Source organism: Salirhabdus salicampi (assembly GCF_024259515.1).
GTDB lineage: Bacteria > Bacillota > Bacilli > Bacillales > Alkalibacillaceae > Salirhabdus_A > Salirhabdus_A salicampi.
The window spans coordinates 286,077-304,992 of the sequence record NZ_JANBWE010000002.1 but is presented as its reverse complement, the minus strand read 5'-3'; the positions used below and the strand labels follow the sequence as shown (position 1 = coordinate 304,992).

22 protein-coding genes are annotated in these 18,916 nt (G+C 38.3%); 21 read left to right on the top strand and 1 reads right to left on the bottom strand.

Annotated features, from left to right (window positions below):
- The first annotated feature begins 3 nt into the window (after positions 1–3).
- The 13 genes from hisC (at position 4) to NLW78_RS07515 (ending at position 11,240) form a co-directional block, all read left to right on the top strand.
- Complete coding sequence (gene hisC / locus NLW78_RS07575; protein ID WP_254496450.1) at positions 4–1,083, top strand: histidinol-phosphate transaminase; 1,080 nt, start codon at positions 4–6, stop codon at positions 1,081–1,083.
- Between the two features lie 26 nt (positions 1,084–1,109).
- Positions 1,110–2,216, top strand: a complete 1,107-nt coding sequence (locus NLW78_RS07570) for a prephenate dehydrogenase (RefSeq protein WP_254496449.1) — start codon at positions 1,110–1,112, stop codon at positions 2,214–2,216.
- 14 nt (positions 2,217–2,230) lie between these two features.
- On the top strand, positions 2,231–3,517 hold the full coding sequence (gene aroA / locus NLW78_RS07565; RefSeq protein ID WP_254496448.1) for a 3-phosphoshikimate 1-carboxyvinyltransferase: 1,287 nt from the start codon (positions 2,231–2,233) through the stop codon (positions 3,515–3,517).
- Between the two features lie 63 nt (positions 3,518–3,580).
- A complete protein-coding gene (locus tag NLW78_RS07560; RefSeq protein WP_254496447.1) occupies positions 3,581–4,432 on the top strand; it encodes a hypothetical protein in 852 nt (283 codons plus the stop codon).
- A gap of 21 nt (positions 4,433–4,453) precedes the next feature.
- Entirely contained in the window at positions 4,454–5,704 is a 1,251-nt protein-coding gene (locus NLW78_RS07555; protein ID WP_254496446.1) for a tetratricopeptide repeat protein, read from the top strand.
- Between the two features lie 45 nt (positions 5,705–5,749).
- Complete coding sequence (locus NLW78_RS07550; protein WP_302328478.1) at positions 5,750–6,307, top strand: ReoY family proteolytic degradation factor; 558 nt, start codon at positions 5,750–5,752, stop codon at positions 6,305–6,307.
- A gap of 90 nt (positions 6,308–6,397) precedes the next feature.
- On the top strand, positions 6,398–6,865 hold the full coding sequence (locus NLW78_RS07545) for a DUF2487 family protein (RefSeq protein ID WP_254496445.1): 468 nt from the start codon (positions 6,398–6,400) through the stop codon (positions 6,863–6,865).
- A 130-nt stretch (positions 6,866–6,995) separates the two neighbouring features.
- Positions 6,996–7,511 (top strand): Rieske (2Fe-2S) protein, encoded by a 516-nt coding sequence (locus NLW78_RS07540; RefSeq protein WP_254496444.1) that lies wholly within the window; start codon positions 6,996–6,998, stop codon positions 7,509–7,511.
- A gap of 3 nt (positions 7,512–7,514) precedes the next feature.
- A complete protein-coding gene (gene qcrB, locus NLW78_RS07535) occupies positions 7,515–8,189 on the top strand; it encodes a menaquinol-cytochrome c reductase cytochrome b subunit (protein WP_254496443.1) in 675 nt (224 codons plus the stop codon).
- Positions 8,190–8,222: 33 nt separating this feature from the next.
- On the top strand, positions 8,223–9,011 hold the full coding sequence (locus tag NLW78_RS07530; protein ID WP_254496442.1) for a menaquinol-cytochrome c reductase cytochrome b/c subunit: 789 nt from the start codon (positions 8,223–8,225) through the stop codon (positions 9,009–9,011).
- A gap of 61 nt (positions 9,012–9,072) precedes the next feature.
- Positions 9,073–9,645 carry a lipoprotein heptaprenylglyceryl N-acetyltransferase LhaT gene (gene lhaT, locus NLW78_RS07525; RefSeq protein WP_254496441.1) on the top strand — a complete coding sequence of 191 codons (573 nt, stop codon included), beginning with the start codon at positions 9,073–9,075 and terminating at the stop codon, positions 9,643–9,645.
- 63 nt (positions 9,646–9,708) lie between these two features.
- Positions 9,709–10,488, top strand: coding sequence for a sporulation protein YpjB (locus NLW78_RS07520; RefSeq protein WP_254496440.1), 780 nt, complete (start codon positions 9,709–9,711; stop codon positions 10,486–10,488).
- 62 nt (positions 10,489–10,550) lie between these two features.
- A complete protein-coding gene (locus NLW78_RS07515) occupies positions 10,551–11,240 on the top strand; it encodes a zinc metallopeptidase (protein ID WP_254496439.1) in 690 nt (229 codons plus the stop codon).
- A 48-nt stretch (positions 11,241–11,288) separates the two neighbouring features.
- Here the strand turns inward: NLW78_RS07515 and NLW78_RS07510 are convergent, their stop codons facing one another.
- Positions 11,289–12,164, bottom strand: a complete 876-nt coding sequence (locus NLW78_RS07510) for a YitT family protein (protein ID WP_254496438.1) — start codon at positions 12,162–12,164, stop codon at positions 11,289–11,291.
- Positions 12,165–12,339: 175 nt separating this feature from the next.
- Here NLW78_RS07510 and NLW78_RS07505 point away from each other — a divergent pair, with 175 nt between their 5' ends.
- The 8 genes from NLW78_RS07505 to panC are packed head-to-tail and all read left to right on the top strand — an operon-like array spanning position 12,340 to position 18,897.
- Positions 12,340–12,666: a nucleotide pyrophosphohydrolase gene (locus NLW78_RS07505; RefSeq protein WP_254496955.1), complete on the top strand. Its 327-nt coding sequence runs from the start codon at positions 12,340–12,342 to the stop codon at positions 12,664–12,666.
- A complete protein-coding gene (gene dapB, locus NLW78_RS07500) occupies positions 12,653–13,453 on the top strand; it encodes a 4-hydroxy-tetrahydrodipicolinate reductase (RefSeq protein ID WP_254496437.1) in 801 nt (266 codons plus the stop codon). Before NLW78_RS07505 ends, dapB begins: the two co-directional genes overlap by 14 nt.
- A 10-nt stretch (positions 13,454–13,463) precedes the next feature.
- The gene (gene mgsA, locus NLW78_RS07495; protein ID WP_254496436.1) at positions 13,464–13,862 is read left to right on the top strand and encodes a methylglyoxal synthase; all 399 of its coding nucleotides are present in this window, start codon (positions 13,464–13,466) and stop codon (positions 13,860–13,862) included.
- Positions 13,863–13,885: 23 nt separating this feature from the next.
- Positions 13,886–15,013, top strand: a complete 1,128-nt coding sequence (gene bshA, locus NLW78_RS07490) for an N-acetyl-alpha-D-glucosaminyl L-malate synthase BshA (RefSeq protein ID WP_254496435.1) — start codon at positions 13,886–13,888, stop codon at positions 15,011–15,013.
- A 6-nt stretch (positions 15,014–15,019) separates the two neighbouring features.
- The gene (locus NLW78_RS07485) at positions 15,020–16,225 is read left to right on the top strand and encodes a CCA tRNA nucleotidyltransferase (protein WP_254496434.1); all 1,206 of its coding nucleotides are present in this window, start codon (positions 15,020–15,022) and stop codon (positions 16,223–16,225) included.
- Positions 16,201–17,199, top strand: a complete 999-nt coding sequence (locus NLW78_RS07480) for a biotin--[acetyl-CoA-carboxylase] ligase (protein ID WP_254496433.1) — start codon at positions 16,201–16,203, stop codon at positions 17,197–17,199. Before NLW78_RS07485 ends, NLW78_RS07480 begins: the two co-directional genes overlap by 25 nt.
- Positions 17,196–18,044 (top strand): 3-methyl-2-oxobutanoate hydroxymethyltransferase, encoded by an 849-nt coding sequence (gene panB, locus NLW78_RS07475; protein ID WP_254496432.1) that lies wholly within the window; start codon positions 17,196–17,198, stop codon positions 18,042–18,044. The genes NLW78_RS07480 and panB overlap by 4 nt, the downstream gene beginning before the upstream one ends.
- A complete protein-coding gene (panC, locus tag NLW78_RS07470; RefSeq protein ID WP_254496431.1) occupies positions 18,031–18,897 on the top strand; it encodes a pantoate--beta-alanine ligase in 867 nt (288 codons plus the stop codon). The genes panB and panC overlap by 14 nt, the downstream gene beginning before the upstream one ends.
- Positions 18,898–18,916: the final 19 nt, after the last annotated feature.

The following is an 18,916-nucleotide window of genomic DNA, read 5'->3' as shown; positions in this document are numbered from 1 at the left end:
CGAATGGAACCGAAGCGTATCATAAAAACTTTAACCCCTTATCAGCCGGGGAAAAGCATAGAAGAGGTGAAAAAGGAGTACGGGTTAACGGAAATCGTGAAACTTGCGTCGAATGAAAACCCTTATGGATTTTCAACGTTAGTCGAAGAAACGTTAAGGAAGGACTTCCTTTCGGTTCATCAATATCCAGATGGATATGCTAGACAGTTACGTGAACGGCTAGCCTCGCACCTTCAAGTAGCAGAACATCAACTCATATTTGGTAGTGGGTCTGATGAAATTGTCCAAATGATCTGCCGAACATTTTTGACACGACATGATAACACGGTCATGGCAACCCCAACCTTTCCCCAATATCGGCATCATGCCAATATTGAAGGAGCTGAAATTCGAGAAGTTCCTTTGTTGGAAGGGAGTCATAACTTGGAGGAGATGTTAGCGGCTATTGATAAACAAACAAAAGTGGTCTGGCTATGTACACCGAACAATCCAACAGGTGGTTATATTCAACAGGAGGATTTGTTTGCTTTCATAGAGCGTTGTCCGAGCCATGTTCTTATTGTGATTGACGAGGCTTACTTTGAATACGTAACTGCAGAGGACTACCCTAACACAATACCGTTGCTACAAAACTATCAAAATATAATCATCCTACGTACTTTCTCTAAAGCATATGGATTGGCCGGGTTAAGAGTCGGTTATGGCATTGGGAATGAGCAAATTATATCGTATTTGAACACGGTGCGAGGCCCTTTTAACACTACAACAGTCGGACAATTAGCGGCAACAGTTGCATTAAAGGATCAAATGTTTATTCGGGATACATGTGAAAAAAACGAACAAAACCGCAGACGTTTAGAGGCTTTTTGTGTACAGAAAGGGTTGTCATATTTTCCATCGGAAACAAACTTTTTACTTATTCATTTACCGAATTCAGGATTAGAGGTAGCTGAACAACTTCTGCAAAATGGCTTTATTGTAAGAGCTGGTGAGTTGTTAGGAATTGATAAGAGTATTCGTGTAACAGTACCGAAAGATAGAGATGTGGATCCGTTTTTAGAAGCATTATCTAAGATACTCTGATTTTCGACATTAAAGGGGTTACAATCATGAAAGTATTAATAGTCGGATTAGGTTTAATAGGCGGTTCCATCGCCAAAAACATTAAATATAAACGTGATGATGTAATAGTATATGGGTACGATGTAAACAATGAATCAATAGACTATGCGTTGCAGCATAATATTATCGATGACGAGGTCGATAGCTTTGTAGAAGGGGTTCAAAAGTGTAATATCATTTTTTTAGCTACACCGATCTATATTACATTACAATACATGGACGAATTTTTGAATATTCCCCTGCAGGAAGAAAAGATTGTAACTGATGTTTCTTCTGTAAAGGGACCTGTAATTGAAAAAGCTAATGAATTAACAGGACAAAATAACTTTACCTTTGTAGGTGGACACCCAATGGCTGGTTCGCACAAACAAGGGATTGAAGCAGCTCGTAGTCATTTATTTGAGAACGCATTCTATGTGCTAACACCATCAAATTCTACTGAACAACATCATATTGACACATTAAAAAGGGTTTTAAGTGAAACGAAGAGTTATTTTATAGAACTAAATTCAACAGAACATGACAAAATGACTGGTGTTGTATCTCATTTTCCGCATTTAATTGCATCTTCACTTGTACACCAGGCTAGAAAATGGGGAGATCACTTTCCATTTATCTCGCAACTGGCGGCAGGTGGTTTTCGTGATATTACAAGAATTGCATCAAGTAATCCATTTTTGTGGCAAGATATATTCTTTCAAAACAAAGAAAAACTTACACATCTCTTGTCGGATTGGATTGATGAAATGGTAGCCGTTAAACAAATGATTGAAAATGAGGAGAAAGATAAGGTCGTCTCTTATCTTACAACAGCAAAAGACTACCGTGACGGCTTACCTAAACGTGATAAAGGTGCAATACCGGCCTTTTATGATCTTTATATTGATATTTATGATAAGCCTGGCGAGCTATATAAAGTATTTAAGCTTATGGCGGATGAAGAAATTAATGTGACGAATACACAAATACATGAAATTCGAGAAAACATGACAGGTGTTTTACGAATTACAGTTCAAACAGAAGACGAAAAAGAAAAAGCAATTCATTTGTTACATCATAATAAATATGAAGTTTTTACAGATGAGCAATTGTAAAGGTTGTGAAAAGAATGACAATATCAGTTCACCATAAAAATGATTCTATTAAAGGAACGCTGCAAGTCCCTGGGGATAAATCAATGTCACACCGTGCGGTTATATTTGGCTCTTTGGCAGAAGGTGAGACACAAATCGAAAACTTTTTATTAGGTAAAGATTGCTTACGCACAATTGAAGCTTTTCGTAAAATGGGGGTAAAAATCGAACAACACGGTGAAAGTGTGACCATTCAAGGACGAGGAGTATCAGGTTTACAGGAACCTACTGAGCCTTTATTCTTTGGAAACTCCGGTACAACCGCCCGTCTATTACTAGGTGTTTTATCAGGATTGCCTTACCACTTTGTATTAACAGGTGATGATTCACTGTCTAACCGACCAATGGATCGGGTTTCCGTTCCTTTACGACAAATGGGTTCTACGATTGATGGTCGTGATACAGGAAGGTTCTTACCTATGAGCATACGTGGGGGCGTTCTACAACCTATCGAGTATAAGCTGCCAGTAAATAGTGCACAAGTGAAGTCGGCGATATTACTTGCGGGTTTATTAACCGAGGGCACGACAACTGTAGTTGAACCGGTTGCAACACGAGATCATACCGAGCGTATGATTGGAGCCTTTGGAGGAACGATTACGAAGAATGGTGTTAATGTATCAATTGAAGGACCACAAGCCTTAAAAGGAGCAGCTGTGAAAGTCCCGGGTGATATTTCATCTGCAGCCTTCTTTATTGTAGCAGCTACTTTAGTGGAACAATCTGAGTTAGTTATTGAAAATGTAGGATTGAATGAAACACGTACTGGCATTATCGATTTATTAAAGCAAATGGGTGCAAACATTCATATGGATGTTACTCACTATGTTGGAGATGAACCGGTAGGAACTGTCTCCGTTAAGGCGAGTAAATTAACTGCAACGACAGTGGAAGGAGCAATGATTCCACGTCTCGTAGATGAAATCCCGTTAATTGCGTTAGCTGCAACCCAAGCTGAAGGGAAGACGGTTATTAAGGATGCTGAGGAGTTACGTGTTAAAGAGACAGATCGTGTTCGTGCAATTAAACAAGTGTTGGATGTGCTTGGAGCCACCGTCACTGAACGTGAGGATGGTCTTGAAATTGAAGGTGGGACAGCCCTTCAAGGTGGAACAGTATCATCCTTCGGTGATCATCGAATTGGCATGATGGCTGTTATTGCATCCTTCTTATCAAGTGAGAAAATTGAAATTCAAAATCCTGATTGCATAGATATATCGTATCCTACATTTTTTGAGGATGTGAAAAAAGTAATTTCCTAAAGCTGTTTAATCATAAATGTAGTAAAGCTTTCATACTTTGTACCAACGTGAGGGGGACAAAGTGTGAAGGCTTTTTATTTTCAAAACATGGATATGTACGACGATTGGAATGGTTGGCAACAAAAGACGGTCTATTTCATGGACGGCAGGTTTGTACCGGTACAGCATATACGTTCCAAATCAATAAAAAAAATTGATACGAAGGAACGGTTTATTATGACCCCTGGAAAAGTCTATGTAGATGTCGAATATCCCCTCTCTGATGATAGAAGGCGAAATCATCATGTTCGACGTTATTTATATCAAGGTTGTTCTCTTATTATTTCATTACTGCCCATCCAAACGAAAAGAGACTACATGATTGCCTATAACCAATATGTAAAAAGTCTCCGAAATTTAGCCCTAGATTATATGGTTGCGCCTAAGGTTCACATCCGGAATCTTACCCCTGATATGATTCGCTTCTTCGGAATACAAAAGTCACCCTTTATTTGTCTTGAATATAATCATATGCAAGACTTAAAGAAGATTAAATGGGATTGGATGCGTCAAATGCAGGCATTAGTCCAAATACCTTTTGCAACATTAACACCTCCCCACGATCCCTTAAGAGTGATGCTGGAAAACGATTCCTTCCGACTAGTAGATCAGCCGATTAGTTCTACTCCGTTAATGAAGAATACGTTAAATGCTACAGGGATTTCACCTAAAAAAGGAGAAATAAGTATATATGGGGACGCCGATTTCAATTTATATATGAAATCCAATTGTCAAAAACATTCCGCTTCCAATTTGTACAAGCAAATCCCATATATTTCGGTTATAAGAGGGAACGTGGTAAAATTACAATATAACTTACAGGATCAATCTATGTTCGGTAAACATTACGTCATATCGATACCTAAGTACAAATAGTTTTAAAAAGGAAGGTTTAATATGAGTGAAATTCATATAGCATTGCAAGAAATTCAAAGCGGAAACACGGATAAGGGGTTAGAGATTTTACAACGTCAACTAGTAAAAGCCGGTGATGAGGAAAAGTATGAAATTGCCCAAATGTATCAACAGCTAGGTCTTCTTCATGAGGCTAACGATGTCTTTCAACAACTTATGGAAACATATCCAGATGAATCTGAACTAAAATTACATATCGCCGAGATTTATACAGATTTAGATGATGATGAGAAAGCATTAGAGTACTTGAATGAAATTGATGAAGAAGATGAAAATTATCTTCACGCCCTCGTTCAAGCGGCCGATTTATATCAAGCCCAGGGGTTGTATGAAGTTGCCGAGCAAAAGTTGTTACAGGCTAAACGATTAGCGCCTTCAGAGCCTGTATTGGACTTTGCATTAGGAGAATTAGCCTATTCTACTGGTGAATACCAAAAAGCCATCCCATATTATGAAAAAGCCTTAAAACAACAAAACACCTATGGTGAAATTGAAGTTCAGCAACGACTAGCGGAATGTTTGGCATCTATTGGCCATTTAACAGAAGCGATGGATTACTTTCAAAAGGTTGAAAAAAAGTCTCCTGATGATATGTTTCGCTATGGATTTACAGCGTTTCAGGGGAATCGAATGGATATTGCCATTCATGTATGGGAAAAGTTGTTGGACAAAGATTCAAGCTACTATTCCGTTTACCCGTTGTTAACGAAGGCGTATGAAGAGGAAGGGCTTCCTGACAAAGCTTATGACACGGTTAGGAAAGGTTTAAATCAAGATGAATATAATAAAGAAATGTATTTTTTAGCTGGAAAAATCGCAAACAAATTAGGAAATAGAGAAGAAGCTATTGAATATGTACGAGAAGCAATTTCATTAGATCCCGGTTACAAAGAAGCCATTATGTTCCTTGTTGAATCTTTTAAAGAACATGAGGAATATGAGAAAATTACGGATTTGTTAACAAACGTGTTAGATCTAGGTGAAACAGATCCTGTGTATTATTGGGAATTAGCACGGGCAAATTATGAATTAGAAGAGTATGATAAGGCATTAAACAACTATGAAGAAGCATATAATGGCTTTACAAATGATATAGAATTTTTAAAGGAATACGGCTATATTCTTGTTGAAGAAGGGAGGTTAGCGAAAGCTAAGGAAGTATTTCAACGTTATTTGGCTATCGAACCGTCTGATACGGAAATGGAAGAATATGTGCAACGTTTAGAGCGGTAAGAAAAGCCATTTTTCCTTTTAGCGGGAGGAGGGCTCTATAAAATTATGACGATTTCAGTCCTACAGAAAAAACGATTTATTCAATGGTTTTTAAATAACTACCAGTTAAAAAGAAGAGAATGTGTATGGATTTTAAATTATGTCATGAATCATGAACATGTGTTAAAGCATGTCCATTTTGTCCGTGAAGCTAGAGTATGTCCGAAAGGGATTATCATATCAGCGAAATGTGTAGATGATCCACCTTTCCGTTTTTACAAAGAACAAATCATGACTTCGGATCCAGAAAAGTCATTTCATGATATAAGGTTAAATGATCATGAGTCTATTTTTATTCAATTAAATTATAAAAAGGCAAACCAGTGCCCAAGGTATGCCGGCGTTATGGAGGAAAATCCATACTTACCTGAAGACTATTATATTACCGAAAAAGATCAACAGGCTGCTGAAAAAATGATGAATCACGTCCTTTATAATTTTCAAGTAAAAAAGATTCAAGCTGCTATTGATCAAGCATTAGATGATGGGGATAAAGAAAAATTTCATATGTTAATTGAACAGCTTAACCAATTAACAAGTGAAAAATTTACCCAACAAAAATAGGTTTCCATCCCTCGAGAGTCGTCCGAGGGGTTTTTTTTGTGTATAGTTTTAGTAAAATGTAGTAGAAAATAAAGATATGAGGTGGCTATCATGAATTGGTCTCAAAAAGATGTTAAACAGTATGTAAAAGCAAAGGAATATATCGATACGGCTATCATTCCATTACTACCTTTTGCATTAAACAAAAAAGATGAAGAGTTGGAAAAGATGTCTCTTCAAAAGGAAATGTTAGATTTGATCACTTATAAAATGGAAAATACATATAAAGGTCGGATGTTTTTGTTCCCGGCTTATATGTATTTGGAAACGGAGGATTTGCAGAATGAATGTTTACGACTAAACCAATTTGCGCAAGCCGTTCAAGAGCAGCCATTTAAGCATTTGTTCTATGTTACACCAGACTTTCGTTGGAAAAAAGTTGAGCGTGACATAGACGGTCATTTATTATGGTTACCTATGATTAGTAACGGGGATGTAAAAGACGATAGCACCCAAACCGTTATTCAAGATCAAGTTACCCAAATGACGGATTTAATTCGTAGTTTTTGGACAGAATAAATCTTTGATAAAATAGCAAATTTAATTGACCGTGTTTCAAGTTTACGCTATCATGGTAATGTCCTAGTAAACTGTATATAATCAAGCCCTGATCGTTGAAATACATGTGAAGAGGGGGGAAAACTAAAAGATGAGTAATGACAAAAAAAATCAAGTTTCCCGTCGGCAGTTTTTAAACTATACGTTAACAGGTGTAGGTGGTTTTATGGCTGCTGGAATGCTTGCGCCAATGGTGAGATTTGCCATTGACCCTGTCCTTAAAGCGGATACAACAGGTGACTTTGTTGCTGTTGTAGAAGTGGACAAGATTACAACTGAACCACAACGATTCTCGTTTACAGTTGAGCAAGTTGATGCTTGGTATGAATCCGAAGTTGAACAAGTTGCATGGGTTTTTAAACAAGAGGATGGTAGTGTTCTTGCTTTATCTCCAATCTGTACCCACTTAGGCTGTAGAGTTGGCTGGAATGAAAAGGAAGATCAATACCCAGATCGTTTCTATTGCCCGTGTCATGATGGCTTATATTATAAGGACGGTACGAATGTTCCAAACACACCGCCAACTGAGCCTTTACACGTATACGAGCATAAAATTCAAGACGGTATGCTTTACTTAGGAAAAGCTCAACCGAGAAAGGAGGCGTAATACGTGATTCAAAAAATTTATGACTGGATTGATGAACGGGTAGATATTACACCGATATGGCGTGATATTGCAGATCACGAAGTACCGGAGCATGTTAATCCGGCACACCACTTCTCAGCATTTGTGTATTGTTTTGGTGGACTAACTTTCTTTGTTACGGTCATTCAAGTATTATCAGGCATGTTTTTAACCATGTATTACGTACCTGATATCGAAAATGCTTGGAATTCTGTATTCTATTTACAACAAGAGGTTGCTCATGGACAAATTGTTAGAGGGATGCACCACTGGGGCGCCAGTGTTGTAATTGTAATGTTGTTTTTACATACGTTGCGTGTCTTTTTCCAAGGTGCGTACAAAAAACCACGTGAATTAAACTGGGTGGTTGGAGTTCTAATCTTTTTCGTTATGCTTGGCTTAGGATTTACAGGATATCTTCTTCCTTGGGATAACAAAGCTTACTTTGCAACACAAGTAGGTCTTGAAATTGCGGAAAGTGTTCCTTTGATTGGTACAGAATTGAAAACGTTATTAGCGGGGGATCCTGATATAGTTGGTGCACAAACATTAACCAGATTCTTTGCGATTCACGTATTTTTCTTACCAGGTGCATTGTTCGGTCTAATGGCCACTCACTTTATCTTAATACGTAGACAAGGTATTTCAGGACCGTTGTAAGGGTTACATTTGTTATGAAAAGGAGGGAATCAAGTGCATAGAGGAAAAGGGATGAAATTTGTAGGTGACTCACGTGTCCCTGCAGAGAAAAAACGCTTTATACCAAAAGACTATTCAGAATATCCCGGTAAAACAGAGCCCTTCTGGCCGAACTTCTTATTAAAGGAGTGGCTTGTAGGAGCCGTGTTCTTAATCGGATTTTTATGTTTAACGGTTGCGGGTGCTCCTCCGCTTGAGAGAGAGGCTGACCCGAACATTGCTGGATATATTCCACTACCTGACTGGTATTTCTTATTCTTATACCAATTTTTAAAGTATGAGTTTGCCTCTGCTGAGTACATTGTTCTCGGTACGGTTGTAATGCCTGGACTTGCTTTCGGTGCATTATTATTAGCGCCGTTCCTGGACAGAGGACCAGGTAGACGACCAACTCAGCGCCCAATTGCTACAGGGTTAATGTTAATTGGTGTTGCTGCTACGATTTGGCTTACCTATGAATCAGTGGTTCACGTAGATTGGGAGCAACGGGCTCAATCCCAAAAACTAGTTGAAGACATTGAAATTGATAAAAGTTCCGAAGGCTATGCCATATACGAAAACAACTGTATGAGTTGTCACGGAGAAAACCTCGATGGTGGGGCAGCTGGTCCACCACTTCTAGGAATTGACCGTTCAGCAGATGAAATTAAGGAAATTGCTGTAAATGGACTTGAAGGTGATCCAGGGATGCCAGCAGGAGTATTTGCTGGATCTGAAGAAGAGTTAGAAGTTTTAGCTGAATTTATCGCCTCATTAAATGAAGGTAATGATGATGCCCATTAAGAGGAAAAGCTGACTTATTTTTAAGTCAGCTTTTCTTATATATAAAGAAGGAGAACAGAGAATGTATCGAATGCTACTAATGGATAAACGAGTTTTAACCCTTTTAATGATCATAAATATTGCAGGAACCGTATATGGATATTACTGGTATCGCTTTCAATTAGCGGATACACCGACGAAATTTCTATTGTTTGTCCCTGACAGTCCGACAGCATCACTCTTTTTTGTTTTTGTTCTAATCGCCTTTATTGTTGGGAGAAACGTACCCTATATAGAAGCGTTGGCCATGTTAACCTTGTTTAAGTATGGGGTATGGGCGGTAGTGATGAATGTATTAACCTTAATAGAGGCGGGATCCATTGGATTTGCAGGTTTCATGCTAATTGTGTCCCATGGAGCCATGGCAGTTCAAGGTTTCATGTACTCCCCGTTTTATCGAATCGAAATGCGTCACCTATTTGTGGCGGCAATCTGGACATTACATAATGACGTTATTGATTATGTGTTTGAAATGATGCCTGTTTATTATCATTTGGCAAACTATATGAAACAAATTGGTTACTTTACATTTTGGTTAAGCATACTATCGATTGCACTTGTATATGTTTTTGGTGTCAAAAGGATAAAACAATAAAGTTCTAGTACACTTTTCCCCCGCATACACTCTTCATAGAAGTGTTAGGAGAGGGGACAAGTTATGATTAAATGGATCTGTAAAATATTTGTAATGACAGCCATTTTTGTTTTCGCTTCTACTGCTGTTTATGCATCTCATCATGAAAAAGCGATAATGGACGAGTTTTTCGATGCGGTACAGTTATCAGAAGCAGGACATTATGAACAGGCAATTCGCTTAATTGAAAACATAGAAAAGAAAATAGAAAACGACCTTAACAATCAACGTACGGAGAAACGTCAATATGTTAAGGATGTATTTGAACATACCATCTCAGTGTTGCGCAATACACAATTAACTGATGATATGAAAATTAAAAGTGTACATCAGCTTCATTTAGTGTTGGAAACGTTACAAAAAGAGGAAAGCCCTATGCTCTCCCGCCAGTTGGAAAAGCTTACAAAAAATGTGTATACAGCGTTAGAAAGTGAGTCAGCACAACTTCAAAAGGAATATTATGACGTTTATCAACAATTTATTGAAGTGTATCCAGCCATTAAGTTGTACCGTAATTTAGATGAATGGCTAATTCTTGATCACCAGGTTTTGCAGTTATCTGACGGTTTATATAGCGATAACTTGGAGGAGAAAGAAGAAGCATTACATGTTATGTTAAATATTGTGAAGGTGGAAAAAGGTAAAGATGAACCAATAAAAGACGAAAAGAAGAAAAACAGTGACCTTTCCTTTTTATGGTTAGTTTTTTCCGTTGGAGGAGCTATCATTGCCACATTAATTTATGTCGGATGGAGAAAATATAAAGGGGAAAAGAGAAGAAGCAAGGAAAAACTAAACAGTTGACGGTATTGACACATTTGACTAAAATTGACCTTAGAAACAGGTTATAAAATATATTGGAGGAGATGCTTATGACAGTGGGTGCTTATTTGTTATATTTTGCAGTACTTTTAATTTTACCATTAATGGCTAGCATGAGGGTACGCAGCACCTATAATAAGTATTCAAAGATTGCTAACTCTTCCCAAATGACTGGTGCTCAAGTTGCTCGTAAGATACTGGATGATAATGGGTTATATAATGTAACTGTAGAAGAGGTAAGGGGCCACCTGACGGACCACTATGACCCTCGTACAAAAACGGTTCGCCTCTCTTCTGATAACTATCATCGTCACTCCCAGGCCGCTGCAGCAATTGCTGCACACGAAGTGGGACATGCTATTCAAGATGCAGAAGAATATGCCTTTTTGCGTTTTCGTCATGCACTAGTACCAGTGGCAAGCTTTGGTTCCAACCTTTCTTATATTTTAATCTTTGCGGGACTTATTATGGGAGCAACCGAAATGTTTCTGTTTGGGATCATATTCATGGCAGCAGCTGTGTTGTTCCAAGTCGTGACGTTACCAGTTGAATTTAACGCGTCTACACGAGCTATGGACCATCTAGTCTCTTCGGGTGTCATTCGAAATTATGAGGAAAGAGAAACGAAAAAGGTGTTAAGTGCAGCAGCATTAACATATGTAGCAGGAGCAGTGGTTGCTTTACTTGAATTATTACGTTTTATACTAATGTTCCTTCATATGAATAATGATTAACATAAGATACGTAAAAAGGTCAATTCATCATGAATTGACCTTTTTTTGTTACGTTTCAATCGGTTTTTTATTTTCGTCTAATGTAAATCCTTCCCCTAACACATCATATACCGAACTCACAGCCACAAATGCATGCGGGTCTATTTCCGTAATGATATTTTTTAACCTTACGATTTCATTTCGACCGACTACACAATATAAGACATCCCGCTTCGCTCCAGTGAAGCTTCCTTTTCCTGCCAGGATCGTAACTCCTCGATCCATATCCTCAAGGATTTGTTGAGCGATGTCGGTACTCTTTTCTGATATAATGGTTGCCCCTCTTGCTGCATAAGCCCCTTCTTGAATAAAGTCGATTACACGGGCTCCAATAAACACTGCTACAAGTGTATACATCCCCTCAATAGCTTCCAAATATAACAAAATGGACATCATAATGACGAACGCATCAAATAAAAACATAGTCCTACCCATGCTCCAGCCTATGTATTTATGTACAAGGCGGGCAATTATATCTACTCCGCCGGTTGTTCCACCATAGCGGAAAATAATACCGAGTCCAACACCTACGAACGTACCTGCAAACAAGGCTGCAAGTGTCATATCATTGCGTAATGGCATTTCTAATGTATACACTTGAAACACCCATAAGAATACAGATAGTGCGACAGTACCTATAATGGTATAGATCAATGTCGTTTTACCTAAATATTTCCACCCTATAATAAAGATGGGGATATTTAACAAAATATTCGAGATAGCCGGGTCCCACTCGAATAAAAAATAAAGGAGCAAAGTAATTCCAGTGAACCCTCCCTCTGCTAAATTGTTTTGAATATTAAAATGAACGAGACCGAACGCAAAGATTGCAGATCCGATTAAAATAAAGAACAAATTTTTCATTTTTAAGCCAAAAAAGGACATATGATCAACCACCTTAGAGTTTTTTCAACTGCATACATTATAGTCAATGGTAAAATATAGAGCAATAAGGTGAAATAATTTGTCAAAATCCCCTCTTTTGGCTAACATGATAGGAGATATACAATAAAGAGGAGGAGTAGATGTGACAGCCGAAAAAAGTTATACCACTGAAGACATGCAAAAACGGGTTGATCAATATATTTCTCAATTTAAAGAAGGTTACTTTTCCCCCCTTAGTATGTTAGCGCGCCTCACGGAAGAGGTCGGGGAAGTAGCTAGAGAAGTAAATCATTATTATGGTGAAAAACCGAAAAAGAGTAGTGAAACGGAAAAGTCTATGGAGGAAGAGTTAGGAGATCTACTCTTTGTACTTATTTGTTTTGCAAACTCGTTAAACATTGATGTTAGTAGTGCCTTTGATCGTGCAATGACCAAGTTTGAAACGAGGGACAAAGATCGATGGACTAGAAAAGATGAGGAGGACCAAAATGGAACAAGTTAAAATTATAGTGGCAGGACCAAGAGGAAAGATGGGAACAGAAGCGTTAAAATTAATGGAAGAAACAGAGCATTTCCAATTAGTAGCGTGCATTGACCGGAAACATAATGGTGAATACATAAAAGATATAAACGGACTACCAGAGCTGGAGGCGAAAATCTATACAGATGCAGAAGAAGCTTTACAAAGCGAAGATGCTGATGTTCTTGTCGATTTAACGACACCGGAAACAGGTTTTCTACACGCGAAATTGGCGCTAGAGCATAATGTACGACCTGTTGTCGGGACAACTGGATTTACTGCAGAACAGCTTGCTGAGTTGGAGCGACTATCACAAGAGAAAGATCTTGGGGTCGTTATTGCACCTAATTTTGCGGTCGGGGCTGTCCTTATGATGCAATTTGCCAAATGGGCTGCAAAATACTTTCCGGATGTTGAAATTATTGAACGCCATCATGATCAAAAATTAGATGCTCCATCTGGAACGGCTGTCAAAACTGCAGAATTAATTCAAGAAGTAAGAGAAGCAAAGAAACAAGGTCATGAAAAAGAACAGGAAACGATTGAAGGCGCGAGAGGTGCCGATTTTGATGGAATGCACATTCATAGCGTACGTTTACCAGGCCTTATTGCCCATCAAGAAGTTGTGTTTGGGGCTACAGGCCAAACGTTAACAATAAAACATGACACGTATCACCGTCAGTCATTTATGAGTGGAGTAAAATTAGCTGTAGATTCGGTTCAAAAAGTTAACACATTTGTTTACGGCTTAGAGAATTTATTAGAGTAGGGGGTCGACAATGAAAATCTCGTTAATTGCTCATGACAAGCGAAAAGACGATTTAGTGGACTTCGTAACAGCCTATGTCCATATTTTTAAACAACATGAGTTATTTGCAACTGGGACCACGGGGAAAAGAATTGCAGAAGCAACGAACCTGCCCATTCACCGTTTTCAGTCTGGACCATTAGGAGGAGACCAACAAATTGGAGCAATGATTGCTAATAATGATATGGACATGGTTATATTCTTTCGGGACCCATTAACAGCTCAGCCACACGAACCAGACGTAAGTGCGCTTTTACGGTTATGTGACGTATATCAGGTACCGCTGGCGACAAATATTGGGGCAGCTGAAATTTTTATCCGTGGTTTAGAACGTGGAGATTTTCAATGGAGAGAACTGAATAGGAAATGAAATAAATAAGGGTGACAAAACATATGGGACTTAAAATTGGGATAACATGTTATCCGACAGTTGGGGGTTCAGGGGTAATAGCTACTGAACTGGGGAAATTATTAGCCGAAAAAGGTCATGAGATACATTTCATCTCATCAAACATGCCCTTTCGTTTAACGAAGATTTATTCAAATGTGTATTTCCATGAAGTTGAAGTGAGCAACTATCCGGTATTTCAGTATCCACCATACGATTTAGCATTAGCAAATAAAATGGCAGAAGTTATTGATGAAGCACAATTAGATATTTTGCACGTGCATTATGCGATGCCTCATGCTATTTGTGCAATTTTAGCGAAACAAATGGCTAAACGAGATGTGAAGGTTGTCACTACACTTCATGGTACTGATATTACTGTGTTAGGAATTGATTCAAGCTTGAAAAATATGATTCGCTTCGGCATTGAACGGTCAGATGCTGTAACTGCCGTGTCGAATAGCTTAAAAAAGCAAACAGAAGACATGTTAGATGTTAGAGATGATATAAAAGTTGTTTATAACTTTGTAGATGAACGGGAATATCAACAAAAGAAAACAAGTGAACTAAAAGAACAGTTTGGGATTAAACAAGAAGAAAAAGTGTTGATCCATGTTTCCAACTTTCGAAAGGTTAAGCGTGTACCGGATGTTATTTATGCCTTTCAAAAGATTGTCAAACAAGCCCCAACGAAATTATTATTAGTTGGTGATGGACCCGAGAACAATCATGTAAGGGAATTGGTGAAATCATTAAACCTTCAAGAATCGGTGTTGTTTTTAGGGAAGCAGGATAATATATCAGAACTGTTTTCCATTTCTGATTTAAAATTGTTACTATCAGAAAAAGAAAGCTTTGGCTTAGTTATTTTGGAAGCTATGGCTTGCGGCGTACCTTGCATTGGTACAAATATTGGTGGAATACCTGAAGTTATCGCGGATGGAAAAACAGGTTTTGTATGCAATGTAAATGATATTGATACGGTTAGCGAAAAAGCTTTACAATTGTTACATAATGAAAAAGAGTGGGAATCCTTTTCAAAAGCATCAATTGATCGGGTAAATCAACACTTTCTATCTAAACAAATTGTAGGACAATATGAGGACATCTATTATCAGTTAAGTAAAGGATGACACATAATGGAACAGCCTTTTTTAAAAGCATTACCCATTATAAAAACGATAGAAAACAGCGGTTATGAAGCATATTTCGTTGGCGGGTCTGTTCGTGATTATCTGATAAATCGCACTGTCCATGACGTGGACATTGCAACAAGTGCTCCCCCTCATGTAGTTCAAAATTTGTTTAAAAAAACAATACCTGTAGGGATTGAACATGGAACAATATTAGTCCGTCATGGCCAAGAATCTTATGAAGTGACAACGTTTCGGATTGATGGTAAGTATGAAGACTTTCGGCATCCAGATGAAGTCACCTTTGTTACAGACCTTAAGGAAGACTTAGCGAGAAGGGATTTTACCATGAATGCGATTGCGATGGATCAGAAAGGTCAAATTCATGACCCTTTTCATGGCCAGGCAGATTTGAAAAGTGGCTACATTCGAACTGTAGGGAAAGCGGAAGAGCGTTTTTATGAAGATCCATTACGAATGATGCGGGCGGTAAGATTTGTAAGCCAATTAGGATTCCAACTGGATGATGAAATTAAGAATGCTATGAAACAGATGGCAAATCTTTTAGAACATATTGCAGTTGAGAGGATTACTGTAGAAATCGAGAAACTCTTCATGGGCGAATATATTATGAAAGCACTAACTCATATAAATGAAACGAATATTGGTAGACACCTTCCCATTTTTCGCGATGACCAGTCTTTAATAAAAAAAATAAAAGAATATGTTCAAACTCCTTTTCAATCGATAGCCGAAGCGATAACCTTTTTTCATATATTAAATCCTGACCATTCCATTCAAAAATGGATTAAAAGTTGGAAATTATCAAATAAAGTGTTAAATTCTGCAAAACATTTACACCAGGCGTATTTAACCTATCAACATGAAGGGATTGGTAATGAAACAGTATATGTAGTTGGTAAGCATGTTTTACAGGAGTTTGCTCATCTTGTAAACATTGTGGAGAAAGCTGAAATGGTATCAGTACATAGACTTGAGAAGATTTACGAAGCTTTACCGATTCGACAAAGAGAAGATCTTTGTTTAAATGGTCATGATATACTCGCTCTAGCAAAAGGTCGTAAGCCAGGTCCGTGGGTTCAGGAACTTCTACTAGATATGGAACGGCAAGTAGTAAGAGGTAGTTTAAAAAACGAAACAAGTGTATTAAAGGAGTGGGTGAAAAAGTGGATAACAGACGAAAACAGTTGATCACCCTTCTTTCTCAAAAGGATAATCAATATATTTCTGGACAAGTTTTATCAAATGAATTACAAATTTCCCGTTCAGCCGTATGGAAGCATATGAAGGAATTGGAGAAGGATGGCTATATCATTGAGGCCGTAACACGGAAAGGGTACCGAATTGTGAAACATCCTGATAAAATTAGCGGGAATACATTGCAATGGGGTTTAGAAACGAATTGGTTAGGTCAATCTTTAACGTTTGAAGAGCAAACAGAATCAACCCAAACAATCGCACACCAATTAGCCCAACAGGGGGCAATTCATGGTTCGGTTGTCGTTGCAGATGAGCAATTAGAGGGGAGAGGGCGGTTAAATCGACCATGGCATTCTGAAAAGGGTTCAGGAATTTGGATGAGCATGATACTGCGTCCTGAAATTCAACCACATAAAGCCCCTCAACTCACTTTACTAACGGCTGTAGCCATAGTAGAAACTCTGAAAAAAGTTTGTAAAATCGAACCAAAAATAAAATGGCCGAACGATATATTTATTCATGACCGAAAATTAGCTGGGATTTTAACGGAAATGCAAGCAGAAACCGACCAAATTCAATACGTCATTATCGGGTTAGGGTTAAATGTAAACCACCGTTCAGATGATCTGCCTGAAGCGTTACAAAATATAGCTTCATCTATACATATTGAAACGGGAAAACAATGGCCACGTGCTCATATCATTCAAAGGTTCCTCGTTGAATTAGAGGGTCTCTATGAACATTTTATTCAACATGGCTTTGCCAAGATTAAAGAAATGTGGTTAGCGAATGCTTATAAGATAGGTGAGCAAATCACAGTACATACTAGAAATAAGGCATGGGAAGGTATTTTGCTAGGAATTCAAGATGATGGGGCGTTACGGGTCGAAGAGGTGGAGAATAAGGAGCAACACATCTTGTACTCTGCTGAAATTGAATGGCATAAAAGGAGGGATGAGGAGTGAAAACTCGGTTATCTTTTAACAAAATGAAAAAAAGCAATGAAAAGATTGTCATGCTTACTGCCTATGATTTCCCCAGTGCAAAGCAGGCAGAAGCAGCTGGAGTTGATATGATCCTTGTTGGTGATTCGTTAGGGATGGTAGTACTCGGATATGACTCTACTATTCCGGTAACTTTAGAAGATATGATACATCATGGGAAGGCTGTAAAAAGAGGTGCCCCTAACACGTTTGTTACAGTTGATATGCCGTTTATGTCTTATCATATCTCAATGGAAGAAACGATGAAAAATGGCAGAAAACTGATTCAGGAAACGAACGCCCAAGCAGTAAAAGTGGAGGGTGCAGGCGAAGTCGTTGATGTTATAAGACGCCTGACAACTGCAGGAATTCCAGTTGTTGCTCACTTAGGGCTAACCCCTCAATCTGTGAATGTATTAGGGGGATATAGGATTCAAGGGAAAACGAGGGACGATGCTATTGAGCTTATAGAAAATGCAAAGCAAGTTCAAGAAGCAGGAGCGATTGCGCTCGTTTTGGAATGTGTTCCAGAACCACTAGCAAAGCTTATTACAGAGCAGCTGTCAATTCCGACAATTGGTATTGGGGCAGGTAAGGAATGTAATGGACAAGTTCTCGTATACCATGACATCTTACAATATGGTGTAGACCGTCTTCCAAAATTTGTGAAGTCATACGCAAATATAGGTGACACGATCCGCAATGGGATTACCGAATACGTTCAAGATGTGAAAAACGGAACGTTTCCTAAGATTGAACATACGTACAAAATGGATGAAGAAGAATTAGCATCATTGTATGGAGGCAACAAAAATGAAGATCGTTAGAACGGTGTCCGAGATGCAACAATTAAGTAAATCTTTACAAAAAGAAGGGAAGAGTATAGGGCTTGTCCCTACGATGGGCTATTTACATGAAGGACATCAAAAATTGTTGCGAGAGGGTAGACAACAAAATGATATTTTAATATTAAGTATTTTTTTAAACCCTTTACAGTTTGGACCGACCGAAGATTTGGATCGCTATCCAAAAAACGAGGAACGGGATATCGACGTTGCCAAAAATGAAAATGTAGATATTGTTTTTATGCCTTCTGTGGAGGAGATCTATCCTTCCGAAATGTCACACAACATATCCATTACAAAACGCACAAATATTTTATGCGGTAAAACAAGGGAGGGTCATTTTGAGGGAGTCGTCACCGTTTTAGCAAAATTGTTTAATGTGACAATTCCTGATAATGCCTATTTCGGATTAAAAGATGCTCAGCAAGTATCGGTTGTGAAGGCATTTGTCGATGACTTTAATGTTCCGGTAAATATTGTACCTGTTGCAACGGTTCGGGAAGAGGATGGACTGGCAAAGAGTAGCAGAAATGTGAACTTAGATACCCGTGAACGGGAGGAAGCAAAATATTTGTATCGTGCTTTACTACATGGCAAAGAATTCGTGGAGCAAGGTGAAACGGATCCAAAAATCATAATATCTGCTGTTTCCCAGTTCATAATCGAACATACACATGGTAAAATAGATTACGTTGATTTGTTAAGTTACCCTAACCTTGACCATATTTCAGAAGTGACAGGGGACATGATATTAGCCGTTGCGGTGAAATTTAATGGAGCACGTTTAATTGACAACGTCATCTTTAACAAATCAGGAAAACTATTGTATACCTAACGTTTAGGGGGAAACCATT